General features: G+C 62.0%; 21 protein-coding genes. 7 read left to right on the top strand and 14 right to left on the bottom strand.

The features are described 5' to 3' along the window. The first annotated feature begins 63 nt into the window (after positions 1-63). Entirely contained in the window at positions 64-765 is a 702-nt protein-coding gene (locus tag IEV88_RS03370) for a type III secretion system chaperone family protein (RefSeq protein WP_188159868.1), read from the top strand. A gap of 56 nt (positions 766-821) precedes the next feature. On the opposite strand, the gene IEV88_RS03365 is transcribed toward IEV88_RS03370, so the two are convergent. From IEV88_RS03365 to IEV88_RS03325, 9 genes are all read right to left on the bottom strand, one after another. Next, a complete protein-coding gene (locus tag IEV88_RS03365) occupies positions 822-1,145 on the bottom strand; it encodes a YbjQ family protein (RefSeq protein ID WP_188159867.1) in 324 nt (107 codons plus the stop codon). A 141-nt stretch (positions 1,146-1,286) separates the two neighbouring features. Then, positions 1,287-1,748 (bottom strand): hypothetical protein, encoded by a 462-nt coding sequence (locus IEV88_RS03360; protein WP_188159866.1) that lies wholly within the window; start codon positions 1,746-1,748, stop codon positions 1,287-1,289. Between the two features lie 24 nt (positions 1,749-1,772). Beyond that, positions 1,773-3,035, bottom strand: a complete 1,263-nt coding sequence (locus tag IEV88_RS03355) for a hypothetical protein (protein WP_188159865.1) — start codon at positions 3,033-3,035, stop codon at positions 1,773-1,775. Positions 3,036-3,297: 262 nt separating this feature from the next. Next, the gene (locus IEV88_RS03350) at positions 3,298-3,990 is read right to left on the bottom strand and encodes an aspartate/glutamate racemase family protein (protein WP_188159864.1); all 693 of its coding nucleotides are present in this window, start codon (positions 3,988-3,990) and stop codon (positions 3,298-3,300) included. Then, complete coding sequence (locus IEV88_RS03345) at positions 3,987-5,090, bottom strand: SGNH/GDSL hydrolase family protein (protein WP_188159863.1); 1,104 nt, start codon at positions 5,088-5,090, stop codon at positions 3,987-3,989. The genes IEV88_RS03350 and IEV88_RS03345 overlap by 4 nt, the downstream gene beginning before the upstream one ends. 69 nt (positions 5,091-5,159) lie before the next feature. Next, the gene (locus tag IEV88_RS03340; protein ID WP_188159862.1) at positions 5,160-5,843 is read right to left on the bottom strand and encodes a hypothetical protein; all 684 of its coding nucleotides are present in this window, start codon (positions 5,841-5,843) and stop codon (positions 5,160-5,162) included. A 193-nt stretch (positions 5,844-6,036) separates the two neighbouring features. Beyond that, positions 6,037-6,759 (bottom strand): DUF4142 domain-containing protein, encoded by a 723-nt coding sequence (locus IEV88_RS03335; RefSeq protein WP_188159861.1) that lies wholly within the window; start codon positions 6,757-6,759, stop codon positions 6,037-6,039. Positions 6,760-6,860: 101 nt separating this feature from the next. Continuing rightward, on the bottom strand, positions 6,861-7,838 hold the full coding sequence (locus IEV88_RS03330) for a hypothetical protein (RefSeq protein ID WP_188159860.1): 978 nt from the start codon (positions 7,836-7,838) through the stop codon (positions 6,861-6,863). A gap of 343 nt (positions 7,839-8,181) precedes the next feature. Then, positions 8,182-9,699 (bottom strand): alpha-L-fucosidase, encoded by a 1,518-nt coding sequence (locus tag IEV88_RS03325; RefSeq protein ID WP_206711333.1) that lies wholly within the window; start codon positions 9,697-9,699, stop codon positions 8,182-8,184. Between the two features lie 437 nt (positions 9,700-10,136). Between IEV88_RS03325 and IEV88_RS03320 the strand changes: the two genes are divergently transcribed. The 4 genes from IEV88_RS03320 to IEV88_RS03305 all read left to right on the top strand — a co-directional run bounded on the left by IEV88_RS03320 (position 10,137) and on the right by IEV88_RS03305 (position 12,771). Continuing rightward, a complete protein-coding gene (locus IEV88_RS03320; RefSeq protein WP_188159859.1) occupies positions 10,137-10,541 on the top strand; it encodes an SEL1-like repeat protein in 405 nt (134 codons plus the stop codon). Next, positions 10,513-11,046 (top strand): hypothetical protein, encoded by a 534-nt coding sequence (locus tag IEV88_RS03315; RefSeq protein ID WP_188159858.1) that lies wholly within the window; start codon positions 10,513-10,515, stop codon positions 11,044-11,046. Before IEV88_RS03320 ends, IEV88_RS03315 begins: the two co-directional genes overlap by 29 nt. A 36-nt stretch (positions 11,047-11,082) precedes the next feature. Beyond that, positions 11,083-11,619, top strand: coding sequence for a hypothetical protein (locus IEV88_RS03310; RefSeq protein WP_188159857.1), 537 nt, complete (start codon positions 11,083-11,085; stop codon positions 11,617-11,619). Positions 11,620-11,826: 207 nt separating this feature from the next. Continuing rightward, positions 11,827-12,771, top strand: a complete 945-nt coding sequence (locus IEV88_RS03305; protein WP_188159856.1) for an aspartyl protease family protein — start codon at positions 11,827-11,829, stop codon at positions 12,769-12,771. A 185-nt stretch (positions 12,772-12,956) separates the two neighbouring features. On the opposite strand, the gene IEV88_RS03300 is transcribed toward IEV88_RS03305, so the two are convergent. Beyond that, entirely contained in the window at positions 12,957-13,355 is a 399-nt protein-coding gene (locus tag IEV88_RS03300; protein ID WP_188159855.1) for a nuclear transport factor 2 family protein, read from the bottom strand. Between the two features lie 685 nt (positions 13,356-14,040). Between IEV88_RS03300 and IEV88_RS03295 the strand changes: the two genes are divergently transcribed. Further along, on the top strand, positions 14,041-14,745 hold the full coding sequence (locus tag IEV88_RS03295) for a hypothetical protein (RefSeq protein WP_188481191.1): 705 nt from the start codon (positions 14,041-14,043) through the stop codon (positions 14,743-14,745). Between the two features lie 123 nt (positions 14,746-14,868). On the opposite strand, the gene IEV88_RS03290 is transcribed toward IEV88_RS03295, so the two are convergent. After that, positions 14,869-15,936, bottom strand: a complete 1,068-nt coding sequence (locus IEV88_RS03290) for a 1,9-bis(guanidino)-5-aza-nonane synthase (protein ID WP_188159853.1) — start codon at positions 15,934-15,936, stop codon at positions 14,869-14,871. Continuing rightward, positions 15,933-17,123, bottom strand: coding sequence for a type III PLP-dependent enzyme domain-containing protein (locus IEV88_RS03285; protein ID WP_188159852.1), 1,191 nt, complete (start codon positions 17,121-17,123; stop codon positions 15,933-15,935). Before IEV88_RS03285 ends, IEV88_RS03290 begins: the two co-directional genes overlap by 4 nt. A 297-nt stretch (positions 17,124-17,420) precedes the next feature. Between IEV88_RS03285 and IEV88_RS03280 the strand changes: the two genes are divergently transcribed. Further along, positions 17,421-19,181, top strand: coding sequence for an alkaline phosphatase D family protein (locus tag IEV88_RS03280; protein WP_188159851.1), 1,761 nt, complete (start codon positions 17,421-17,423; stop codon positions 19,179-19,181). A 959-nt stretch (positions 19,182-20,140) separates the two neighbouring features. On the opposite strand, the gene IEV88_RS03275 is transcribed toward IEV88_RS03280, so the two are convergent. Continuing rightward, on the bottom strand, positions 20,141-22,531 hold the full coding sequence (locus tag IEV88_RS03275) for a glycoside hydrolase family 95 protein (protein WP_188159850.1): 2,391 nt from the start codon (positions 22,529-22,531) through the stop codon (positions 20,141-20,143). A 164-nt stretch (positions 22,532-22,695) separates the two neighbouring features. Continuing rightward, positions 22,696-24,999 carry a TonB-dependent receptor gene (locus IEV88_RS03270; protein ID WP_188159849.1) on the bottom strand — a complete coding sequence of 768 codons (2,304 nt, stop codon included), beginning with the start codon at positions 24,997-24,999 and terminating at the stop codon, positions 22,696-22,698. Positions 25,000-25,008: the final 9 nt, after the last annotated feature.

Raw genomic sequence — 25,008 nt, 5'->3', positions numbered from 1 at the left:
ACGCGTGATTGACGTTCCCCCGCCTTGGTGATGAGATATCGCTTCAATTGGAGGGGAATATTCATGAACAAGCTTGCTGTCACATTTTCTGCTGCCTGCATGGCAGTCGCCGGCATGGTTCTGCCAGCGACCGCGCAGATGAATTCACTGGGGGCGTCGAGCGATGCGTCCATGATCTTTGATTTCAATGTCGAGACGCTGTCGCCGCTTCTGAGCGATGCCGGCGTTGCGCATTCCCTCGGTGACCTGAACGGTCAGCAGGCAATCCAGGCAAGCTACAATGGCGAGAATGTCATCCTGTTGCCGACCGCCTGCAATGAAGGGCGCTGCGTCGGGCTCGCCATGTTTACCTTCCTGAATTCCGGCCTGTCGGCGGAACAGAATGACCGCTTCAACAATACGCTGTTCTTCGCGAGCGCCGAGAACTGGTACGACAACACCGGCAGCCAGTCGGTGCTGGAACGCTACCTGATCGCCGACTACGGCTATTCGAAGCGCACCTTTGCGGTCGATCTCATCGTCTTCTTCAGCGTTCTCGAAAATTATCGCGTCTTCGCCAGCGCGTCCATGGTCGAAGCGTCCTTCGGCGAGGGCGCCAGCCGAACGGCTGCTGCTGAAACCGGCGGCAAGATCAGCAACGCGGTCACACCGAGCGATCTATCGAGCCCCCATGCGGTCAACAAGCAGGAGCTGCGCTCCATTGCCTATGAAATGTTCCAGCAGGGCAAGGACGGTCTTCAGTTTCAGGAACTGATGGACGAATAGGCGCTATGCGGCCCGAAGCGGAAACCCCCGGCCTCATGGGCCGGGGGTTTCGTTTTCTAGCGTACCTTCACGGCGGTGCCGCTGGCCGAGACCATCAGCATGGCGCCTTTCTGGGTGTCGATGCTCTCGTAATCGAGGTCGACGCCGATGATGGCATCTGCGCCCAGGGCGCGGGCTTCCTCGGCCATATCGTTCATGGCATGGTCACGCGCCTCGCGCAGGGCCTTCTGATATCCCCCGGACCGCCCGCCGATGATATCGCGCAACCCGGCGAACAGGTCGCGGAAGATGTTGACGCCAAGGATCGCCTCGCCGGTGACGACGCCAAGCGCTTCGGTAACCTCGCGGCCCGGTATGTGCGGGGTGGTGGTAATTTGCATCGATGACTCCTCCGATTATCTGTCGCTTGAAGATAGGGAGACCGATCCGGATGACAAAGGCCGCGGCGCGACGCGCCGAGGGGATCTTTGAAGCAGATCAACTTTCTGCGTTCAAATGATTCGATCTGAACGCAGGTCGAGCTAGAACAGGCCGAGGAATTTCCGGCGTTTGCGGCGGCCGTCGCGTTCTGCCTGCATCTTCGCGGCATAGCCCATGTAATCGAGCTCCCGGCGAGCGGTCAGGTTCTCGGTGACTTTCAGATCGCGGATCAGTTGCTCGGTGTGGAGCGTTTCGGCGGCCGACATGCTGACTTCCGGCTCGGCTGCAGCATTGTAATGCTTCTTCTCAGGGCGTCCCTTCTCGTCGAACGTCGTCAGGCGCGCGCGCAAGGCGTCGAAAGCTGCCTTTGACGGTTCCTCGACCCCTTCGGGCATTGGTACGGAAGCCGCCCGGTGCGCGGTTTCAAGCAGCGAGCGGTGCCGCTCCATTTCCTGGATCTGCGGGCGCGGAATATTGTCGACGCCCGAGCCGGTCAGATTGCGCGTGGTCCGGGATTCGAAGCCCTGCCAGATCTGTTTCAGGCGATCGCCACTCTTGCTCATCGTACAGCTCCGCTCTGGCTCATCTTACAGCTCCGCTTTTTCTGTGCGCCATTCCAGCCCGCCATTGCGGGTGATGACAGCCACGTCGATCGGCCCGCCGACGGTCTCGATCGAATTCATCACTTTTTGCTGGAACGAATTCAGCTTGATCAGGCTCGCCGCCGTCTCGCCCAGCTCCTTTTTCGGCAGGGTCTGGATCGCGCGATAGATCGGCAGCGTGTGCACGACATGCTGATATCGGTCGACGGAGCGGAAGAACTCGCGCAACGCCGTGACCATGTTGGTTTCGGAATAGTCCGCCCACAACGTTTGACGCTGGTCATCGCTCAGGCCGGGCACGCGCCCGACCAGGTCGGAAACGACATTGGTCGTCAGCTTCAGCGTCTCGCCGAACATGAACATGCGCAGATACCCGTCCATGCCGGTGAGAAAGGTGCGGATCATCCGGTCCTGGGCGAAGGGCTGCACGACCGGCCCGGAGTTCGAGCCCATGTCCGCGATCCGGTCCTGGCGGTGTTTCAACAAGCCGAGCACGACCGAAGAGGTCAGATAGGACCGCATCGAGGGATATTTGTCCTGCCGCCCGAACCCGGCGAAGACGACGCCGGTATAATGCTCGAAGAACGCATCGCGCGTCACCGAAAACACCGCGATGTCGGTCAGGCGGTCACGGATCTTGTCGGTGACGTGCAGGCCTGGATGGTCCTGTGACAGCGCATGAACCAGCGCCTCGATCAGCTCGTTGATCTCAGCCCTGTAGCGGCGCCGGATCTGCTCATCCATGCCCTGCGGGAAGGCGTCGAGATCGGCGCGCGGCGTATCGTCGAGATTGCGCTGGTAATCATTATGCAGCTGCTCGACCACGAATTCGAAGATCTGGTTGATATGATCGCGGACCCTGCCCGCCTTGGCCTCGATGAACTTGGCGACCTGATAGTCGAAATCCTCTGCCAGGATGGTGAAGACGACCAGCACATGCTTGAAGAATTCCGTGTCCTGATGGTCCGGCGGGAACAGGTCCGGATTGCCGGAGATGAAATTGAGGAAGTCCTGGGCATAGGCCTCGATCGTGTCCATCGGCTTGCCTGCAGCATGTTCGCGATAGAGCGAGATGACCGTCTCCCACGGCGTCGACATGATCTCGGCATTGTTATAGATCATCACCGCGACCGGCTGGCCATCGACCAGCGGGAACAGCTTGTCGACCGAATTATAGGTCTTCAGATAATTCGCCCCGGAAATCGTCACGGCGCTGTCCGCGGCCATGGCCACGGCACTGCGGTTCATCAACACAACTTCTGACGTCATATACCCCCCGACATTGGCATCGGGCCTCCACCAAGCTTCCCCGGCGCCAAAGGCGCGGGCCCCATTGCGCCCAGTGTTGCCGAGAATCCGGCCCGGCGCAAGCCAAGAAGCCGGTGACGTCCTGACGCTTCCTGCTCCCGAGGCGCCCAATCAGCAGTGCCGGCCCACGCCAGAAAAGCGCGCGACTCAACGGGATAAGCCCCGTCAGCCTGACGATCTGCGTCAGTAGGTGCGGCGGATTTCAGGCGAGGGCCATATCCACCGCCGCCTGCGCATGAATCGCTGTCGTGTCATACAGCGGAACAGCGCTGTCCTCCGGTCCGACCAGCAGCATGATTTCCGTACATCCCAGGATGATCGCCTCTGCCCCCTCGTCAACCAGCCGGGTGATGACGTCCCGATACGCCCGCCGGGACGCTTCCTCGACCCTGCCGGTGATCAACTCCCGGTAGATCACATCGTGGACGGTCTTTCGGTCAGCCTCTTTGGGGATCAGGACCTGCAGCCCGTGACGCTCGCGCAATCTGCCCTTGTAGAACGCCTGCTCCATGGTGAAGGCGGTGCCGAGCAGCCCGACACGCCCGATCCCGTCCGCCTTGATCCGATCGGCTGCGGCGTCGGCGATATGCAGGAGCGGGATGGAGACCGACGCCGAAACCTCATCGGCCATTCTGTGCATCGTGTTGGTACAGATCACGATAAAGTCGGCCCCGCCTCTTTGCAGGTCTGTGGCTGCCTTGATCATCAGCCCGGTGAGCGTTTGCCAGTCGCCATCATGCTGCAATTTCTCGATCTCGTCGAAATCGACCGACAGCATCAGCGAGCGCGCGGAACGGGCCCCGCCCAGCCGCGCTCTCATCCCCTGATTGATCAGACGGTAATAGACAGCGGAGCTTTCCCAGCTCATGCCGCCGATCAGGCCGATGGTCTTCATTCGTCTTCTGCTTCAGGGGCCAGCGGCCCGATTTCAGCGATGACCAGATCGGCGATATGGCGGGCATCGGTCGTATCCGGATGATAATGACAGCCGGTCATGGCAAGGCCCGATACCGGCACGAAGCTGATATCGATCTCACCGTCAGATACCACGGCGCTGGCGACAGCTGCGCCCATTGCAGCGATCTCTCCGTTCGAGAGGTCCGTTGCCCACAGCACGAAAGACGCGCCCGGATAGCGCTGATGCAGCATCTCGATGAAGGAGACATAGGTGTTGACGAAATCCTGTTGCAGGGCGTTTCTTGTCTCCCACCGCTCTTCGGGCTTCAGCGCCGTGGAGAAGTCATTCGTACCGAGAGAGATGACCACAATTTCAGGGTCCCAGCCGGTCGGCTGGTAAGGCGTTTGGTCATTGAGCAGCGCGTAAGGATAGGCTTCCGGCAGCGTATTGCCGGGAAAGCCGTCATAATTGCGCACGATACCCCGCCCGGAAATCGCGTTGACCTGATAGTCGGCGCCATAGTGATCGGCGATCAGGGCTGCCGGTCCCTGCGATGTGTCCGTCGTCAGCCAGACGTCCTCCTCGGTACACTCGCGCACCGGAGACGTATTGCCATAACCGACGGTGTGGGAGTCGCCGATGAACTCGATCTGGACCGGGCGTGCATCAGTCAGAGGCAATGGCTTTTCCGCGTACAGACCACCGATCACTGTGGCACCAGCCTGACTTTCGCTGATCACCTGCATCTTGAACGAGTGGGCACCGTCTTCCAACGCGCCGATCCGGTATATCCCGGCAGCGGGCTTGATCAGCTGCACCGGATCGCCATTATCGATGGTGACGGCCAGCATGACCTCGCCCTCGCCAATGTCGATCCAGGCCTCATTCCCCTCGAAAGCGGTCTCGAAATAAGTGCCCGGCCATTGACGCCTCCAGCCTGCATCCGATGCCATGACGCGCCCGCCAATATACACAGGCAGCGGCGTTGCATTGTCCGGCACCACGCCCACCTGCTGGATAGATTGCGCGAATGCCGGGCTCAGACCTGTCAGCAAAAGCGACATGGCACCGAGTGCGGATGAAACTGGTCTGGGCATGTATCGGATCCCTGAAATGCGGTGCCGGACGGGACCGTTGCTGCGAGCATAGCAGCCGCGATCCGCCGTTCAAAGTCCTGGCGGCGGGGAATTGCTGGCCTGGTCCCGGTTCTGGTCCTCGCTCAGCAATTCGAGATAGCGCGCCATCACCGGTTCGGCCTCGACCACGAGTGCGGCCAGATCCTCCGCGAACGCATCGAGCAGCGTGCGGCCGGCGCAGCTGTGGCGCCTGCCTTTCACCAGGCCGTCTTCGGTCATGATCGTGACGATGAGGATAGAGCCATCGAGGCAGATGATCTGCTCGCCCGGCGTGTCGCTGGCGGGATAGACGTCAACATCGGGAATGGCGGCATACCGGCCGCTTTCGACGGCCGCAAGAAACGGCTCGACAGCTTCGGGCGCAAGCGTGGTCTCATAACCATGCCGGGTAACGGTCCAGCTGTAATCGTTGCCCTCGCCCACCAGGTCGGCATCATAGCCATAGGCGGATAGCCGCCAGCCTTGCTCGGGTGATTTCAGCAGCATCATATAGGGGTATGGTTCACCAGCCACCGTTCCGACCTTGAGCGCCATGTAGACGTCGTCGGCACGAGCGATCTCTTCGCAGTCGAATCCAGGGGCGGAAGAAAAATAGTCGAGCCAGCCGATACCCTGACATGGGTCATCCCGTCGGTTGAAAGCGTCACCTTCCGGCTGGGTGCCGGGCTGGAGTTGGAGCATGATTGCGATGGTGGCGAGCACTGTCGTGAGCATGGAAGTTCTCCGCTTCGGGAAATGCTACCCTGTCCGGAGCGAGAGGCGAGCAGGATCAGAACATTCCGTGTCTGAAGCATAGCAGCACAACAGCGTGAGAGAACAAGTTTTTCACGACATCTCATCGACATGAAAAAATCCTGCGGGGCTGAGCGCGCCCGCAGGGTCACCTGTCATTCCTATTCGCCGTCGCTTATTCGCCGTCGACCGCAGCGCCGAGGGAGTCGTGGATGACCTCGAGATGGGCCCGAATGACCGGCTGGGCTTCTTCTGCGACAGTGGCGAGCGCGTCGCTGTCGCAGCGGGCCTCGCAGGTCTCGTGCAAGGTGATCGCCTCCCAATGCGCAGCTTCCTGCTGATGCAGGAAGGCAGCGTCGAAATCCATGTCGGCGGCGGCATTGAGATTGTCGATCAGGCCCTGGCGGCGCTCGTCGAGATCGGCGGGCAGGGCATCCTCCCATTCGGTGCCGGCGACGGCAGCTTCGAGATTGGACTGCAGGGTACGGTGCTCGCGGATGACGGTCTCGCCGATCTGGATGATCTCCGGCGAATTGCCGCGCGCCGTGGCGATCTCACCGGCCTCTATCTCGTACATGTTGCCGATTGCAGCATTGCGGACATAGGCGTCCATATCGCCGCCCTGGATCGCGGCAGTGATCAGACCGACCGGGCCGGAGGCCATGTCCTGCGCCAAATTGACCGGCGGCGTCTGGCCGAGACCTTCGTCCGCTTCATCTTCCTGCATCGTGTCGTCCTGCAGGTTGTTGTCGTCATCGACATCACCGGCAGCCATCTCGGTCGCCGAGACATCCGTCTCGTCAGCGCTGTTTGTATCGTCGTAATCGTCACCGCAGGCGCCGAGGGCGAGCAGCATGGCCGGCAGGACGGGCAGCAGATATTTCAGTTTGTGTTTCATAACGGTTTCCTCGTTCTTGTGTTCAGGTTCACGGGACTGTGAGGAAAACGGGATGACACCGACATTTGTTCCCGCCGGCAGAATTTCAGACGGTCCTGCCCTTATGCGCGCTTTTCGAGAGCCACGAGGGAGTTGATGAGTTCAACGCAGAGCGGTTCAAGCTGGTCGGCCCGGAGCGGCTGGGGATGCGGCGATTCCGGCTTGAGGTGGGCAAAGGCAGCGGGGTCCCACCATCTGGGGTCCTCCAGAAAATGGTTGCGCATTTCAGGCTCGAGCAGGTCGGCGAGGCGTTCATTGTCCGCCCTGCTCTTTTCAATGATGCGTTCTATCCACGCCCGGTCGAACACCCAGGGCGCGCTTCCATCGACGGAGAGGTGCTTGCGCAGGATGAAATCGATGGCGGAATTGTGCGGTCCGCTGCGCAAGTGGCGGTTCTTCTGGTACAGGCGCAGCACCGAGGCCGGCAGCGCAGCGTTATGCCGGGCCGGCTGATAGTGGCTCGCATCCGCCTGCAGCACATTTTCCAGGAAATCCGGGACGATATCGCCGCGCACGAGGCGGACGGTGACGGTCTCGACATAGGGAAGGGTCCGCCAGGGCGCCAGTCTCGCATACCACTGGCATTCGCGGAAATGGCCCAGCACCCACTGGTTGAACGGGTCTCCCGACCAGGCGCCCCATTGCCACCAGGCTGAATTGAGCAGCGGCACCTGGGGGCGGATATAGGCGACGACGTGAACCGGCATGCGCCAGTTCTCAAGGAACGCGGCCCACTCGTCCGGGGAATTCTGCCAGCTCTCATTCGACAGGACGACGTCGTGCGCAATGCCGGCCAGCTGTTTGCGGGTAACGTCCGGATCGACATTTTCCAGCTGGGATTCGGTTGGGGAGGAGCGGTATCCATAAGGGCCGGCCCTTGCCGCCAGACTTTCATGGCGGATCAGGCCGCCCCTGAAGTCGATCGCCGCATACTCGACCGTTGACCCGTCCCTGCGTGCCAGCACGGGATCCCTGGTCAGCGCTGCCTGAAGCGCACTGGAGCCGCATTTGGCGCCACCAATATGCAAATACAATGTCATGATTTAAACCGGATTAAAGATAGAGAGCGGGCCTGCAGCAACCACCGAAAAAGCCCGTGTATTCGTCCACATTCAGCGCCATTTTGTGATTCTTTCGAGCCAAACTATCCACAACTTTCGGACGAGGTAAAGCGCCGCGGCAAACATAAGCCCGAATTAATCCGCGCAACACGCGACGCGCAATGGTCGCGGGCGACAACCGCGAAATCCGGGCCGTGCGGCAAGAATGGCTGGGTCTCTTTTTCCCGCCTGACGACCGGGCGGGGATCGCCCTCCGGCGCGACAATGGTGAGCCACGCCGTTCAAGGCAAGGCCCCACCCTGTCCCTTCAAAGCCCTCCCCCTCAATCGGCCAGGCCTTCGATCCTGAATACGAAGGCCCCCTCGAACGGCAATTCGCCCGGGGCGACCGGCGGCGTCTCGATGACCAGGTCGTCGCCATAGGCGGTCGCCGTCAGTTGGGTACCGTCATGGCCGAGCAGCGTGACCCGGACATCGTCGCTCACCGTCACGCCGGACAGCTCCAGGGCGCCAACCGGATAGATCGGCGCGATCGCATAAAGCGTGTCGCCCTTGCGCGTATACAGGACCTCCTTGCGGGCCTGTCCCGGCTGTGGCGACACCAGCAGCTCCACCACGTCATAGTCGGCGCGGTAGATCGTGTCGGTGTCGATCTGCGGCTGACTGCCATCCGTCCATTGCACGCCGCTGCCATAGGTGACCGTGCCGAAGATCGCCTCGCCATTATGCTCGAGCCAGGTACCGATATAGGCAAGCCGGTCCTGCATGATCACGGGGATACGGCCATCCGCTGTCGGGCCGACATTGAGCAGGAGATTGCCGCCGCGGCTGACCGTATCGATCAGGGTCAGGAGCAATTCCCGGTCGGTCGCATAGTCCGCCAGCTCCTCATTGCGGTTGAACCCGTAGGAATGGCCCATGCCGCGATTCTCCTCCCATGGATGGGTGGAGTCGGGCATTCCCGCGCCATATTCGGTGGTGTAATAGCCGCCATGTTTATGGCGGGTCTCCTCGCCCCAGCGGTCATTGACGACGACCGTCCCGGCGACAGGGCTGTCATTGAACAGCCAGGCAAGCAGGTCCTCGCTGCGCCAGTCCGCGGACGGGGCCTCCCATTCGCCATCGGCGAAGATCACCTCCGGCTCGTAGCGCGTCACGACATCGCGCAATTGCGGCGCCATGTGCTGCGTCACATAGGCGCCCGGATCAGCCGGGTCATAGAGCGGATGGAACCATTCGTACAGGGAGAAATAAATCCCCATGCGCAGCCCCTCGGCGCGTACCGCATCGGTCAGTTCGCCGACGATGTCGCGCATCGGCCCGATTTCGGCGCTGTTCCACGGGCGGCCCCAATTGTCGGACGCCTCGGCGCTCGGCCACAGGGCAAAGCCGTCATGGTGCTTGGAAACAAGCACGACATATTGCGCGCCGGCGCCCGCGAACATCTCCGCCCACTGGGCGGCATCGAAAAAGCTGGCGTCGAAATCCGCCGCGAAGTCGGCATAATCGGTCTGCGCGCCATAGACGCGGTCGTGAAAGGCGTGCACCTCCTCGATGATCGGACGTTCCCACTCCGGTGTGTCGTCTGTCACCGCGCGGCCGGACCGGTCCCAGTACCATTCGGCATATTCGCCTTTCGGCGCATAGGCGGGCACAGAATAGACGCCCCAATGGATGAAGATCCCGAATTTGGCGTCTCGCCACCATTGCGGCGTCGGACGCTGGTCGAGCGATGCCCAGTCGGCCTCGTAACGAACCGGCTCCTGCGACAGAACGGCGGTGGGCATCAGGGCGCAGGCGGCGGCAAGCGCAGCCAGGGCGGCATTGCGGGTCAAGGGCATGTTTCTCTCCATTCTTTTGCCCGCAGCCTAGCAGCAATTCACTGCCGGGAAAGGGCGGATGCGGCGGCTGTATCGCCTCGGACAAGTCGGCCGGCACAGCCCGGCTGGCAAGGCATGGGCGGCACTCGCAACGGCGCAGCGGACCCAAGGGTATTGGTTCGCCGGAGCCCCTTCTGCGAAGATGCGGCCCGGATCCGCCTCCCCGGTTCAGGTGAGAGACCAATAGACAGATCTCGCCTATGATGCCTCCGATAGCGGCGCCGAACGCCGCATGAAATGGAGGGGATATGCAAGGCTTGTCTAAAACCCTTATGCCCGGTGCATGGCGCGCTGCTTCTGGCGCCCTTGCAGCGATGCTCATAGCGGTGCACGCGGCCGCCCTGGCGCAGGACGGCCCGCCCGGCTCGGGATCCTCCTCCCTTCAGGAATCGCAGCGCGTGCTGGATCAGACCACCGGCATGCAGTCCGACCTGACCCGTGCAAAGGCCGCCATGGCGGTGGACGATTTCGCCGCTGCCATCGCCCTGCTGCGCCCCCATGCGCAGGACAAGGCAATGATCACCGCCCGGATCGATTTTGCCACCGCCTGTCTCGGCCTGTTCCGCCAGAAGGGGTGGGAGGCGCAGGAAGGCCATGAACAGGACTACGTCCTCGCCTATGAAATCGCGCTGCCCCTTGCTGAACAGGGCATTGCGGAGTTCCAGTATTTCGTCGGCGAGATGCTCCTGCTTGGCATCGGGACGGCGGTCAACCGGGACGCCGCAAGGGTCTGGCTGACCCGCGCCGCCGAACAGGGCCATGAGGAGGCGGACGATGCGCTTTTCTTTGAATTCGAGCTCTGACATGCGCCGCAGGCGCTCGACGGCGCTATGCGCCGCTGCGGTGGCAGCGTTCTGCCTGCTGCCTGCCGCGCAGGCCGGGGCCAGCGAGAGCTGGGGGGCCACCGGCAGTCCGGCGGAATTCCCGGACGGCAGGCGATATTGCATGATGTGGTACGGCACGGGCAAGGTAATGCCATTCATGAATATTACGGTTCTCAGTGACAGCCAATATGTCAACATCGCCGCTGCCGGGTTGAGCTCGATCACCACCAGCACCACCGGGTCGCTGACGATCAAGTCCTGGACCGTACCGCTATCGGAGATTTCCGAACCGGTGACACGGGGCTCATCGACCTTCGTCAGCGCGCCACTCACGGACGAGGCGCTTTCGGCCCTGCTGCAGGGACTGGTCTTTGGCAGCAACAGCGAGATGTCGGTCGAGATCGGACCTGTCAGCCTGACCTTTCCTCTCCCCCATACCGGGGGCGATGCAGCCATGCTGATGGAGTGCCGGCGCAGTCTGTGACCACCCGGGAGAGAAGGACGGGAGAGAAGGGAAAAGATGATGCAGGTTTATCGACTGATTGAAACAGCAAGGCGCGCTGGCTTTATAGCGCTTGCGGGAATTGCAGCGCTTGCCGCCGCGCCCGCTGCCGCGCAGGCCGGTACCGCCACACCGCAAGGCTGGATGGTGACGTCATCGCCGAAAACATACAGCAACGGGACGCCCTATTGTACCCTCCAGAACAGCAACACACGCCCCATCATCGAATTCACGATCGCCGGCTATCGCGATCATCTCTCGCCTTTTGTCGGGATTGCTGCCGATCCGTTCACGGATGTTCCCCAGACGTGGCACGCGACTTTTCGCTTCCCCTCGGGGGCGGAGAGTGTGAAAACCTACAAAAAGTTGCAGTCGGGCCTCGCCTTCACCGTATTCACGAGCGAAAGCTTTGAGGAATTCATCCAGGATCTGGAAACATCGGGAACGCTGACAGTATCGATAAAGACGGTCAGCGTCGATTTCGCCGTTCATGATGTGGGCAGGCTGCTGCCCGTGCTGAAGCAATGTGCCGGCACCCTGCCCGCCAAGCCGTAGAGTTTTTTCGACGTCACGAGCAGCTTTTCCCATAAATCTCAACCCCTTGTCACCCCGGCCGAGAGCAGCGAGAGCCGGGACCCTGTGTGTTTCAATCATGCTGGGATGGAGGCGGGAAGGAGACCTTCGGCGCGAGGCGCCATTGCTGGGCGATTCATCCGCGTCGAAAAACTTCCCCAATCGGCCAATACGCGCTAGGGTTGCGTCATGAGGGGCAGGATGATCCACAATGTGCTGGTTTTCGGCGCGGCCGCCTTGCTGACCGGCTGCGCGACGGTGGCGGATGACAAGGGGGATGACCCCTACCCGCCCGAGCTGCGCTGGACCGGCGAGGCGCGGGCAATATCGCTGCCCTGCTCCATCCGCCATGGTGCGCTGATGATCGAGGCATCGCTGGACGGCACACCGCTGAGCCTGATGCTCGACACCGGGGCGAATGCCACTTTCCTGTATGAAAACGAGCGCACACGGCCCATTCGAAACACCGGCGTTCTCGACGGGCGGCCGGAACTTGCCTTTGACGGCTTTGCCATCCGGCCCCGTTTCGTCGGCTTCTTTTTCGAAGAGCAGATCTTCGTGAAAATGTCCGTCGCGGCGGCGATGGATGTGCCGATCGACGGTGTCATCGGTTATGACTTCTTCGAACATCTCGCCGTGACGATTGCGCCAGATCCGTGCACGGTCACCGTCAGGCCGCCGCGCCGTAATCCGTACAGGGACGAGGATTATGCCCTGCCGCTGGTGCTCGGCTCTAACGTCCCGGTCACGCTGGGTGATATCGAGGTGACGACAGGGGCCGAGCCGGTCCGCACGCTGTTGCTGATCGACACCGGCTATTCGGGGACGCTGGAACTGGTCTCCTCCTCCGCCTTCGCCGCCATCGAGACCGGCAAGGAAGAGAAATTCGTCACCATCAAGGGCATCCACAGCGCCTGGCCCGGGCGCATCGCGAGCCTGAAACTTGGCGGCAAATTCCGGGTGGAGGATGTCCACGTGATGCTGACCGACGAGCACGCCGTCTTCGTGCCGAACGCCGAAAACACCGAGGCGGAGACCGGGACCGTGCCGAACGGCATTCTCGGCCTGGACTTCCTCGGCCGCTATGAGTTCACCGTGGACTACACCAATAAGCGGCTGGCGATCGGGGACTAGCCGGCGCTTCGAGATGAAAACGAACCTCTCCATTCTTGTCATCCCGGGTCACCCGCCAGGGTGAACCCGGGATCCATTTCCCGGAGGCTTTTCCCTATGGAGTGATCGGTACAGCATGCCCCTCCGATCTGTCGGATTGAGCGGCAGCGCCCCGTTGATGATCAGTTCACAGACCAGTGGAAAGCCTAGCTGAGCCGGGCGAGCTGGGCGGTGTCGGCATATTGTTGGAACTGCACGATCCGGCCATCGGCAACGGTCCATGAATGGACGAACTGGCAATTCAGCGCCTCGCCCGTGGCCTTGTGGGTGCCGTGATAGCGCCCGAAGACGGCGACCCGGTTGCCTTGCGCGACGAACTCCGCCGGCGCTGCGGCGAACCCGTCGAACAGCGCCGCGAGGCGGCCGAACACGCCCTCCCCGATCGCGGCGGCGCTGGTATAGGGGTTGCGGTCGGCCAGCGGATTGCCCTCCGCCTCGTTCCACACGATGTCGCTGGACAACAGCCCGAACGCGCCAGGCACGTCGCCCGATGCGAGCGAATTGTAAACACTGCGCACGATCTGCGCGGCGTCGTTAGTGCTCATGAATATCTCTCCCCTGTTTGTGGCGCGAGCCTATGGGCGCCGCCAGGCGATGGCAAGGGCGGTGGGTTTGGGTGGGGATTGGGTGCGGATTGTAGGGTGCATGGAGCGTCAGCGAAATGCACCACGCGGTACCTGTGACACGACCGGAATGGTGCATTACGCCTGCGGCTTCATGCACCCTACGCGCGATCGCGCCCGCTAAAATGCGTAGGGTGCACCAAGCGCAGCGCGGTGCACCACCGGGCTTGCCGCCTGTGGCGGCGCACCGCCCGTTGGTTGGTGCACCCTACGCCGCGACAGCGGCATTGCTGGAAAATGGATCCCGGGCTACCGCTTCGTGGTCCCCGGGAAGACAAGGGAGGAGAGTTTTAGAAGACCCTCGACTTCCTATCGCGCTGATGCATCGCTAAAAAAAATTGTCAGCCGAGGCGCGCCGCGAAGCGGTTGCAGCCTTGACAGATCGATCCCGGTGAAACAGCCATCGCTCTTTACAAGGAGAATGCAGGGTGCACGGTGCGAAGCGCAATGCACCATTGTGAGTCGTCAACACGCGAAGAATGCTGAATGGTGCATTACGCCTGCGGCTTCTACCGCGCGATAGCGCGATCGCTGAACCAGTCCTTGACTTCCATTTATGTTTCTGATTTTCTACTTACGGGTCGTAAAAACACGTGGTCACTCGACTATGATTACAAGGTCTGTATTAATAACCTGCTCAGCTTCTTTGTTGTTGTTTGGTTGTTCGCAAGAAGTATCCAGTTTCAAGAAATACGAACTTGATAATGTTTCGGCGGAATATGATCCCGCCACAGCTCGGGCCGGCATCACCGCAATCTCAATTAGTTTATCCGGACGGCTTGATCCGTCATCGTCGGCCACTTTGGTCGATGTGGGTCGCTGTGGCAATGGTCCCGCAATCCATACAGAAACAGATGTGGATGGAGAGTTCATGCCGATCCAGATTATGTCCGGATCTGTTTTACTTCCGATTGATGTGAGTGACGCTGCAGATGATTATGCGACTGTATTTGCGTTGCTTTCCGAACAGACTTCAGGCGTAAGGATGATAGTATCGGGTATTTCTGGTCCAATAGTCGAGGCGCCGTTCGTACCCGAGACTGACCTGATTATGGATTCTGGAACCAGATCGGGACCAGCTTATTTTGATGACGGCAGTTCACACCTGCAACAAGGGAATATACCTTGGTGCCTCTCTGGGCGTATAGAATACGACACGACGACCATCATGAACGAATTTATCAGGAATGAGAGTGTGTCCGTCAGGTTTGTCGACCGAAACGAAGATATTTTATTGGCGATCGACTTTTCAACAGCAGAATTGCCATCAGTACTCGCGGCAGTGTTTCACGATATTCGAGACTCTCAGTAGAAATCGAACCCAGCCATGAGGCTCCACCCGCCCTACGCACATAAAAAAAGCCCCGCCGGAGCGGGGCTTTTTGCTGATACCTAAAAACTGAAAACGTCAGACTGAAAACTCCGCGCCCCAGCCCTAATCAAACATCTTCCCAAACCGCCGCTCTTTCCGGCCCTTCCAATGCTCCCGGTGCCAGGCATCGCTCGCCAGCAGCGGGATCACTGTGCTCGCTTCGGCGAAGACCATCTGTTCGTAGGTGGTCGAGACCTTGCCCCAGCTCGATGCTTCCTTCAGCGTCGAGGAGGAGCAGGCGCCGTCGCGCGTGTCGGCGACGGTGATCTGGATCGCATATTTGTGCATCTCGCAATCGTCATAGCCGAGGATTTCGGCGCACACGACCGTGTCCTGCACGAAATTCTTCGGCACGCCGCCACCGACCATGAGCAGGCCGGAGGCACCGGCCTCGATCTTGATCATCGTCAGTTCACGGAAGTCGGCGACGCTGTCAATCGCGACATAGCCCTTGCCGGCCTTGATGCGCTCGACCTGGTGCTTGACGAGGCCGAAACCGGCAGAGGAATCCGAGAAGGCCGGGCAGAAGATCGGCACGTCTTTCTCGTAGGCGATGCGGACGAGCGAATGCTCCTTCTTGCCGTGCTCGACGAGGTACTTGCCCATCTCCTTGATGAAGGCGCGCGACGACAGGACGCCCTCGCCGATCTGTTCGGCGATCTCGTAGATCGTGTGGTCGACGGCCTGCAGCTCTTCCTCGTCGATGAAGGTGTCGTAGATGCGGTCGATATACAGATCGCGCAGCTCGTTATCGTCGCCATTGCCGCCTGCTTCGTCGAGCGGGGCCTGGTAATGCTTGAAGCCTAGCCCTTCGAAGAAGTCCATGTCGACGATCGACGCGCCGGTGGCGACGACGGCATCGACCATGTTGTTCTTGACCATGTCGGCATAGACATCCATGCAGCCGCCGGCGCTGGTCGAGCCCGCCAGCACCAGGAACACGGCGCACTCGTCTTCCAGCATCATGTTGTAGATCTTCGCGGCGCGGCCGAGATCGCGCGAGGAGAAGGACATCTTCTCCATCGCCTCGATGATGGGCCTCGCGTCGAAGCTCTTCATGTCGATATGCTCGACCACATTGGCGAGCAATTCGGCCTTGCGGTTGGAGCGTTCCGGTGAATGGTCGGTCATTGGGTCATTTCTCCCGTCATGTCATTGGCGGCATGTGGCAGCTCTGCCCCATACATAGTCAGCATTGGCGCGTCGGCGACCTCGATCTCCTGATAGGCGCCGAACCCGTTGAAGCCGGTGCGCATGGCAGAGCCATAGGCGCCGAGCATGCCGATCTCGATATGATCGCCTTCCTCGATATCCTCGGGCAGGTAATACGGGCCCTTCATATGGTCGTGGTCATCGCAGGTCGGGCCATAGAACTCGAACGCGGCGAGCTTGGCAGAGCGGCCATCGGTGAGGCACTCCATCGGATAGGTCCAGTTCAGCGTGCCGGCATCGAACAGGGCACCGTAAGTGCCGTCATTGATATAGAGCACGCCGTCCTTGCGGCTTTCCACCCGCACGATCAGCGAGGCGCTCTCGGCGGACAGCGCCCGGCCCGGCTCGCACCACAATTCGCAGTTCTCCGCGACGAGATATTGCTCGAAGCGGGTCGCGATCTCGTTGACATAGGTCTGCAGCGCCGGCGCTTCCATGCCCGGATAGGCGGACGGGAAGCCGCCGCCGACATCGAGCACGTCGACGACGACGCCGGCCTTGACGATGGCGCGCTGGGTGCGCTGCATCGCGGCGGCATAGGCGGTCGGCGACATCGACTGCGAGCCGACATGGAAGCAGACGCCGAGGCGTTCGGCGACCTGGCGGGTCTTCTGGAGAAGCTCGCCATCGACCTCCTCATTGACGCCGAATTTCGACGCCAGCGAGATCTTCGACAGGGCGGAGGACACGGCCATCCTGACGCACAGGGTCAGGTCGCCGGCATAGCCCGTTGATTTCATGATCTTTTCCAGCTCGCGCTCTGAGTCGAGCGAGAAGATGCGCACGCCATGCTCGAAATACGCCTCGGTGATCGCCTCGGGGGCTTTGACCGGGTGCATGAAGGCGAGCGTGCCGTCCGGGAAGACATCGCGGATCAGGCGCACCTCGGCGATGGAGGCCACGTCGAAATGACGGATGCCGCCTTCGACCAGGGCCTCGATCAGCCATGGCGACGGGTTCGCCTTGACGGCGTAGAACGACTTGCCCGGAAAATGCTCAACGAACCAGCGCGCGGCGGCGGTGGCAGCATGGGGGCGAAGACAAAAGACGGGTGAAGACGGGGTGATATCCCGAGCTAAGTCGACGGCAGTACTGTATTTATCCACCTCATGGGACCTCCTTGACGACGATAGCTAATTCCGTCGCCCCCTCCCTCGGGTTTGCCGGCGCTGACTATCAAAGCACAAAGACGCCAGCCCCACGAGAGATATACCCGGACTTGGCGAGGATCGGGAGATAAAGCCTGTCGAGGCGGCTGTAAAGGGGGTTGAGCGCCCGGGACCCAAAAATTTATTCGCGACCGGCCCGGGACCCTTTCACCCGGCAAACTGCAGCTTTTCATAAAACTGCCAACAAGAGCGGTCTATAAGAGCGCAAACGAGGTGTTCGAGGAGTTGCCCGCCATGACCGATATTTCCAACCCGATTTCAAGAAGGCAAGCCCTGCTGGGCACGCTCGCCGGCTCGCTCGCAGTAGGCGCCGCCGGCTGCGCCAGCCAGCCGAAAATGGGCGCGTTCTCCTCTGCCCGGGGTGTCGCCGATGCGCAATTCGCCCAAGGGGTCGCGTCCGGCGATCCGATGGCGACACAGGTGATCCTCTGGACCCGCGCCGCGCCGGTCGGGCCGGAGGCAACACCGATGGTGCCGGTCGAGTGGCAGGTCGCGACGGACCGGGACTTCACTCAGGTCGTCCAGAGCGGCAGTGTCACCACCGGCCCGGCGCGCGACTGGACGGTCAAGGTCGACGTGGCGGGGCTCACGCCCGGCGCGACCTATTTTTATCGCTTCGCCACCGGCAATGGCACCTCCCCCGTCGGACGCACGAAGACCCTGCCCCGCGGCGCGGTCGAGGCGGCGCGCTTTGCCATTGTGTCGTGCTCGAACTATCCGTTCGGCTATTTCAACGCCTATGACCATATCGCCCGGCGCGACGAGATCGACGCGGTGATCCATCTCGGCGACTATATCTATGAATATGGCCCCGACGGCTATGGCGCCGAAGTCGGCGCCGCCCTTGGCCGCCAGCACCAGCCGGCGCGCGAAATCGTCTCGCTGCAGGATTACCGGGTGCGCCATCGTCAGTACAAGTCGGATATGGCAAGCCAGGCGATGCATGCCGCCCACCCGCTGATCGCGGTGTGGGACGACCACGAGACGGCGAACAATTCCTGGGAGAACGGCGCCCAGAACCACCAGCCCGAGACCGAAGGCGACTGGGAGCCGCGCCGCCGCGCCGCGATGCAGGCCTATTACGAATACATGCCCGTGCGCGAGCCCGAAGGCCGCCCCCTGCACCAGCTCTATCGCGCCTTCGAATGGGGCGATTTGCTCACCCTGACCGCGATCGAGACGCGCCTGACCGCGCGGGTCGAGGAAATCTCCCTGGCCGAGATCGCCGGGAAATTCAGCACGAAGGAAGAGGCCCAGGCCTGGTATGACGAGCTGAAACAGGACCAGAGCCGCTATCTGATGGGCGAGGACCAGCTGGCCTTCGTCACCGCCGCCATGGGCCAGTCCAGGGCCAAGGGCCAGCCCTGGCGGCTGGTCGCCAACCAGGTCATCATGGCCGAGGTGCGCAATGCCGATCTCAGCCCCTATGCGTCGGAAGAGTTCATCGCCGAGTTCGAGCAGCAATGGGCCGGCATCCGCCCCTTCATCGAGCTGTCGAAATTCGAGCTGCCGCAGAATTTCGATGCCTGGGACGGCTATCCCGCCGCGCGCACGCGCCTGTATGACCGGCTGCGCGCGCAGGACGTCTCCGACCTGATCGTGCTGACCGGCGACACCCATGAATGGTGGGCCAACGATCTTTATGCGGAAGATGGCACCAGGATGGGCGTGGAGCTCGGCACCTCCGCCGTCACCTCCCCCGGCGGGTCGGTCTATCTCGGCGACATGGCCGAGGATTTGTCCCTGCTGCTGACCCGGCACAACCCGTCGATCCGCTATCACTCCAGCCAGACCCGCGGCTATATCGACCTCGCCCTGACCCCGGCCGGCGGCCACGCCGATTTCGTCAGCGTCTCGACGGTCACCGAGCCGGACTATGAAGCCATCATCACCGCCGGCTTCGACCTGCAGAAATCAGGCAACACGGTGGAATTCGGCAAGGGCAGCGGCATGGACCTGAAACAGACCGCGCTCTATCGCGGGATGGGGGATTGATCAGGAATCGTGCTGTTTCACAGCGATGACTTTGTCAAGGACGCAGCTACGCTGCGCCGCGAAGCGGTTACATCCTTGACTAAATCATCGCTGTAAAACAATGGCTCACCAAGCCTTTATGGCGGATTCCGCCATAAAGGCCTTGGCTGACAAGATAACTCATAGTCCGCGCCGGGAAAGAAAACACAGATACTTCCCCAAGCCCGCCTCGTCCTTCGTGGGGCCTTCGGCCCACCTCAGGATGAGGCTTCGATGGTTGTTGTCTCTCGCGATCCTCATCCTGAGGTGCTGCGCAGCAGCCACGAAGGATGGCAGCCATGACGCCTCTCCACAGGGCGGGTGGAGCCTGACGGATCGCCGCCGGTGAAACAGCACCCAATATCTCAACCTGTCACCCCGGGGCCTTCGCAGAAGGAACCCGGGGCCCATCTCTGACGCAGTGATTCCTCCCGGGACGTTGTTCTGCCTCCGTCGGAAAAGCAAATCCTTCACCAAGGCCAGCGCGCCCGAGCTGGGTCCCGGCGCGCGCTGCGCTTGGCCGGGATGACGGACTGCTGAAAACTGTAAACTTTGAAAACCCCCCGCAAGAATCTTATCCCCGCGCCCTCGCCTGCCCCCATACTCCCTTCCACGCGCCGGTGAGGACCGGCGCCGAGGGGATGGCTCCCGCCGGTGACCTGCCAGCGGCCCGTCCCAACAGGTTTCGGAAGGCCGAGGTCCCGTTCGCGGGACTGGTGAGGGTGTGCACAGCTTTGCATCGTCCTTTCGAACGGCGACCCGGGGTAGCCCCCGGGCGGGAGAGCTATGCACTTTGGCCCCGCATCGATCGCCGCCGTGTGTAGCGAGAGCTATGCCAGTCACTATTATTTAAAAATGAGGCAATGGCCGCTGCACACGGACCCCCTCGTTTCTTTCATACGCTCGCACTCTCTGAGTGGCGGCGTTTTCGGCGTATGCTCCTACCCGGTCAGCGTCACTTTCCTGCCGGGGGTCAGCGACAATTCCCGCTCCTGCCCGTTGAAAGTGATCGGCCTCGTGATCGTCTGGCCACTGACGAAAGAGGCGCTGGTGATCGCGCCATCGGCCCATTCGAAATCTGCGTTGATATCCCCGCGCAGCCTGACGCCGGAAACGCGGCCCCTGGTCCAGATCGGGCCGGTCCAGTCAGACGGCATGGCGGGCAGGAGTTCGATCATCTGCGGCCGGTCGCGGATCAGCATTTCGAGGATGCCGGCCGCGCCGCCGAAATTGCCGTCGATCTGGAAGGGCGGGTGGGCATCGAACATGTTGGGATAGGTGCGGTCGGGCCCGAACAGCTTGCGCAGCACGGCATAGGCGCGCTCGCCATTGCCGAGCCGGGCCCACAGATTGATGCGCCAGCCAATGCCCCAGCCGGTCGCATCATCGCCGCGGATCGAGAGCGAGCGCCGCGCCGCCTCGTACAACTCGGGCGTCTCGGGTCCAATTTCCGTACCCGGATGAACGGCATAGAGGTGGGAGACGTGGCGGTGCTGGATTTCCGGCACATGCATGTCCCAGTCCTCGAGCCATTCCTGCAGCTGGCCGAGCTCGCCGATGCGGTCGCCGGGAATGCGGGCGAGCGTGGCGGCGAAGTCCTCGCGCAGGGCTTCGTCGCGCCCGAGCAGCCGCGAAGCCTCGATGATATTGGCGAACAGCTCGCGCAGGATCTGGCGGTCCATGGCCGGGCCGGCACAGATGGCGATGCCGGGCCGGTGGGTGTTCTCCGGCGAAATCGACGGGCTGGTGACGAGGCCGGAGCCGTCCGGCGCCTCTGTCAGCGTGTCGAGGAAGAAGATACCGGCATCGCGCAGCAGCGGATAGATGCGCTGCAACACCGCCCGGTCGCGCGACCAGTCCCAGCGCATCCACAGATGCTGGCACAGCCACGCGCCGCCCATGGGCCACATGCCCCATTGCGCCCCGTCGATCGGCGCGGTCGCGCGCCAAAGATCGGTATTGTGGTGGACGACCCATCCGCGCGCGTCATATTGCGTCTTCGCCGTTCGGCGGCCGGAGACGGCAAGATCCTCGACCATGGCGATGAGCGGCTCGGCGCATTGCGCCAGCCCCATCGGCTCGGCCGGCCAGTAATTCATCTCGGTATTGATGTTGATCGTGTATTTCGAGCCCCAGGGCGGCGTGTTCGACGCATTCCAGATACCCTGCAGATTGGCCGGCTGGCTGCCGGGCCGCGATGAGGAGATGAGGAGATAGCGGCCATATTGCAGATAGAGCGCGGGCAGGAAGGTGTCATGGCCGTCCGTATCGTGACTGAACCGGATGCGCCGATCCGTCGGCAGGTCGGGGAAGCGGTCCTCGCCGAGGTCGATGTCGAAGGTCTCGAACAGGGCGCTGTAATCTTCGGCATGACGGGCGCGGAAACGCGCAGCATCGTGGCGGCCCGCCCTGTCCAGCGTCGCGGCGACCAGCCGGGCCGGATCGCCTCCGACCTCGCGCCAGGACTTATAGTCCGTATGCGCTGCCAGCAGCAGGCGGACCTGCCGCGCCCCGGTGATGCGCAGGCCGCCCTCGCCCCGGCCGATCTCGCCATCGGTGGTGGCGTCGACGCCAGCAGCAAAGGACAGCCCCGCCGGCACCCCGGCCTCGGCCCGGTTCTGCCCGCGCAGCATCAGCCGGCTGCCGGTGACGCTCGCCGTGTCATCGCTGAAGGCGATGTCAAGGTCGAAGGGCTGGCCGTCGACGCTCAGCACGATCTCGATCACCTGGTCGGGATGGCTGGCGATGACCGTGCGGCGATAGGTGCCGCGCGGCGTGCTCCAGTGGGTGACGGTCTCGGCCTTTTCCAGATCGAGCCAGCGGAAATACTCCGCCGGGGCTTGGTCATCACTCAGGCGCAGATGCAGATCACCGAGCGTCTGATACGGCATCTGCGTTATCGGCCGGGCCATCATCGATTCGTTGACGAGGGCCTGCGCCTCCTCATAGCGGCCCTCATTGATCAGGGCACGGACCTGTGGCAACGCGGCAAGGGCCTGCGCATTGGCGGGGTCATAGGGGCCGCCGGCCCACAGCGTGTCCTCGTTCAGCTGCAGCCGCTCATCATGGGGACGGCCGAAGACCATGGCGCCGAGACGGCCATTGCCGACCGGCAGCGCCTCCTCCCACCGCTGTGCGGGCGCCGTGTACCAGAGCAGCCATCTGCCCCGGGGCCGCTCGACCGGTTTCGTCCGGCCCTGCGCTTGCGACGCCGATTGCGCTGCGCCAAGCCCGGCGAATGCCGCGGCGGCGGCGGTGATCGCTCCCCGTCTGGTGACCTTGCCCACGCGAAATCCTCCCTTGATCGTGTTCTTTTGCGGCCAGTCTCGCATCGTTATGGCCCGATCCGCAAGCACAAGGCGGCGGGTCCCGGACGCAGAAAACCCGCCGCGGGGCAGCGGCGGGTTTTCCTCACTCTACTTTTACGCAACGGGTTCTCGATAAACGCAACTTACTTTGCGGGTCTCCCCCCTACGCAACGAACCGTGTCGTATGCCTAGAAGTCTTTCTTCACGACGATGCCATAGGTCTGCGGCGCACCGGCGATGAAGGTGGCGATGCCGAAACCGTCGCCGGTATTGCCGGCATCGATGATATATTCCTCGTCCAGAGCGTTTTCGACGAACAGCTCGACCTCGAAGGCGCTTTGCGGCGCGGTGTAGTTGAGGCGCAGATCCAGCAGGCCATAGGCATCCTGGAACTCGTCCTGCACGAAGTCGGTCAGGTCGTTGTCATTGTCGAAGAAGACTTCAGACTTCCACGACCAGACCGGCGTGAACTCGATCAGGCCGAAGGACGGCTCGACGGAGAAGGTCGCGCCGAGGGAGTAGGCATTTTCCGGCTGCAGGCGGAACACGTTGCCGCCGAACTCCTGGGCATTGCCGTCATCATCGGTCTCGTCGAAGGTCGCGTCGGAATAGGCGTAGACGGCGAACAGATTGACCCATTGCGAGGCCTGCCAGAAGGCCGTCGCCTCGAAACCCGTAGCCGAGGCATTGCCGGCATTGATCGGCTGGATGACGCCGTTCTCGTCGATGATCGAGGTCTGGAAGTTGGTGTAGTCGTAGGAATAGATGCTGGCATCGCCGTAGAAGGCGCCGAGATTGGCCTTCACGCCCAGTTCGTAGGCGTCGACTTCCTCGGCATCGATGGTGACGAAATTGTCCGGGTTGATGCCGATGTCGGACGTGTCGTTCTGATAGGCCAGAACCTCCGGACGGCGGCCCCGGGCGACGTTGCCGAACACGGTTACGGCATCGGTCAGATCGTAATTCGCGGCCGCACGCCAGGTGACGCCGTCGAACTCGTCCTCGACGTCGACGCGCTGACCGTTGTTGAAGACCGCGCCGCCCACGAACAGCCCGGCGCCGGTGAGCGCGCTGGTGCCATCGGAGTCAGCCGAGTAACCCGTGGTCTTTTCATCCTTGGTCCAGCGCAGACCGGCGGTCAGTTCGAGACGATCGGTGACTGCATAGCTGGCATCGGCGAAGAGGTCATAGGAGATGGTCTCGCCAAAGTTCGTGAATTCCTCGTTGAAGATGCCGAGCGGCGTGCCGAAGAGCGGGCTTGCCGGATTGGCGTTGACCGTCGGCAGCAGCGCTTCCGGCAGCGGGTTCTGCGGCGTTTCCGGCGTGTCGGTGAAGAGGAAGCCGCCGAGCAGTGCCTGGGCGTAACGCTCGTCGAAATAGAGCGGGACGTTCTGGAAACCATCCTCGGAGAAGTAGGAGCCACCGACGAAACCGGTCAGCGGGCCGTTGGCGAAATCGAGGCGCAGTTCCTGGCTCCACTGGTCGCTTTCGGCGTTCTCGGCAAAGGCGAAGAGATTGCCGGCGAAGCCGTCCGGGTCGAACACTTCGGAGGAGTCGAAGGTGCGGAAATTGGTGATCGAGGAGACCGAGAAGATGTCGTTGATCTCGTAATCGACAAGGCCGGTTATCGAGGAGACGGTGCGTTCCAGGCCAAGGTCGCGGCCGCCTTCGATGCCGCCGAACGCGGACAGTGCTGCCGGCTCCCACGGCTCGATGGAGACGCCCGGTGCCGGGAAGAAGGTGCCGGACTTGAAGGACGTACCCGGATTGTCGTCGATCTGGTGGTCGGCGATGATGTTGATGTCCAGCGCATCGCTCGGCATGAAGCGGGCAGCGAAGCGGAAAGCGGCGGTCTCGTAACCATTCAGGTCTTCACCGATCAGGTTCTCGGTATACCCTTCGCGCTTCTTGTAGCGCACGGCACCGCGCAGGGCGACCGTGTCGGACACCGGCAAATTGACCATGCCCTCGACCAGGCGATAGTCGAGATTGCCGACACCGGCGCGCAGGGACCCGGTAATCGTGTCATCGAATTGCGGCTTGTTGGAAATGACGTTGATCGCACCGATCAGGGCCGAACGGCCGAACAGGGTCGGCTGCGGGCCGCGAATGACCTCCACGGACGAGTCCAGCAGCTCGACGAAGGAGCCGCGCGAGCGGGCGATGGAGACGCCGTCCTTGTAGATCGAGATGCGCGGCTCGATATTCGCTTCGCCTGAGTCCGAAGTGATGCCGCGAATGACGAAGCCGGGGTTGTTGGCGGACTGTTCCTGCACTTCGAGGCCCGGCACGAAATCGGCGAGGTCGTCGAATTGCTGGATGCCGAGGTCGTCCATTCTCTCCTGGTCATAGGTGGTAACGGCGATCGGCACGTCCTGGATCGCCTGCTCGCGCTTCTGCGTGGTGACAGTGATGACGTCATCTTCCTGCGCGTAGGCGTTGGCGAATACCAGCGCACCAAGTGCGGCCGATGTGAACAGAACTTTTTTCATGATGGTTAC

It is taken from the genome of Aquisalinus flavus (assembly GCF_014640095.1).
GTDB lineage: Bacteria > Pseudomonadota > Alphaproteobacteria > Caulobacterales > Parvularculaceae > Aquisalinus > Aquisalinus flavus.
This window is presented reverse-complemented; position numbering and strand designations above follow the sequence as displayed.

Coding starts and splice junctions, on each gene's coding strand:
- IEV88_RS03370 (WP_188159868.1), top strand. CDS start 64: ATGAACAAGCTTGCTGTCACATTTTCTGCTGCCTGCATGGCAGTCGCC.
- IEV88_RS03365 (WP_188159867.1), bottom strand. CDS start 1,145: ATGCAAATTACCACCACCCCGCACATACCGGGCCGCGAGGTTACCGAA.
- IEV88_RS03360 (WP_188159866.1), bottom strand. CDS start 1,748: ATGAGCAAGAGTGGCGATCGCCTGAAACAGATCTGGCAGGGCTTCGAA.
- IEV88_RS03355 (WP_188159865.1), bottom strand. CDS start 3,035: ATGAACCGCAGTGCCGTGGCCATGGCCGCGGACAGCGCCGTGACGATT.
- IEV88_RS03350 (WP_188159864.1), bottom strand. CDS start 3,990: ATGAAGACCATCGGCCTGATCGGCGGCATGAGCTGGGAAAGCTCCGCT.
- IEV88_RS03345 (WP_188159863.1), bottom strand. CDS start 5,090: ATGCCCAGACCAGTTTCATCCGCACTCGGTGCCATGTCGCTTTTGCTG.
- IEV88_RS03340 (WP_188159862.1), bottom strand. CDS start 5,843: ATGCTCACGACAGTGCTCGCCACCATCGCAATCATGCTCCAACTCCAG.
- IEV88_RS03335 (WP_188159861.1), bottom strand. CDS start 6,759: ATGAAACACAAACTGAAATATCTGCTGCCCGTCCTGCCGGCCATGCTG.
- IEV88_RS03330 (WP_188159860.1), bottom strand. CDS start 7,838: ATGACATTGTATTTGCATATTGGTGGCGCCAAATGCGGCTCCAGTGCG.
- IEV88_RS03325 (WP_206711333.1), bottom strand. CDS start 9,699: ATGCCCTTGACCCGCAATGCCGCCCTGGCTGCGCTTGCCGCCGCCTGC.
- IEV88_RS03315 (WP_188159858.1), top strand. CDS start 10,513: ATGCGCTTTTCTTTGAATTCGAGCTCTGACATGCGCCGCAGGCGCTCG.
- IEV88_RS03310 (WP_188159857.1), top strand. CDS start 11,083: ATGATGCAGGTTTATCGACTGATTGAAACAGCAAGGCGCGCTGGCTTT.
- IEV88_RS03305 (WP_188159856.1), top strand. CDS start 11,827: ATGAGGGGCAGGATGATCCACAATGTGCTGGTTTTCGGCGCGGCCGCC.
- IEV88_RS03300 (WP_188159855.1), bottom strand. CDS start 13,355: ATGAGCACTAACGACGCCGCGCAGATCGTGCGCAGTGTTTACAATTCG.
- IEV88_RS03295 (WP_188481191.1), top strand. CDS start 14,041: ATGATTACAAGGTCTGTATTAATAACCTGCTCAGCTTCTTTGTTGTTG.
- IEV88_RS03290 (WP_188159853.1), bottom strand. CDS start 15,936: ATGACCGACCATTCACCGGAACGCTCCAACCGCAAGGCCGAATTGCTC.
- IEV88_RS03280 (WP_188159851.1), top strand. CDS start 17,421: ATGACCGATATTTCCAACCCGATTTCAAGAAGGCAAGCCCTGCTGGGC.
- IEV88_RS03275 (WP_188159850.1), bottom strand. CDS start 22,531: ATGCGAGACTGGCCGCAAAAGAACACGATCAAGGGAGGATTTCGCGTG.
- IEV88_RS03270 (WP_188159849.1), bottom strand. CDS start 24,999: ATGAAAAAAGTTCTGTTCACATCGGCCGCACTTGGTGCGCTGGTATTC.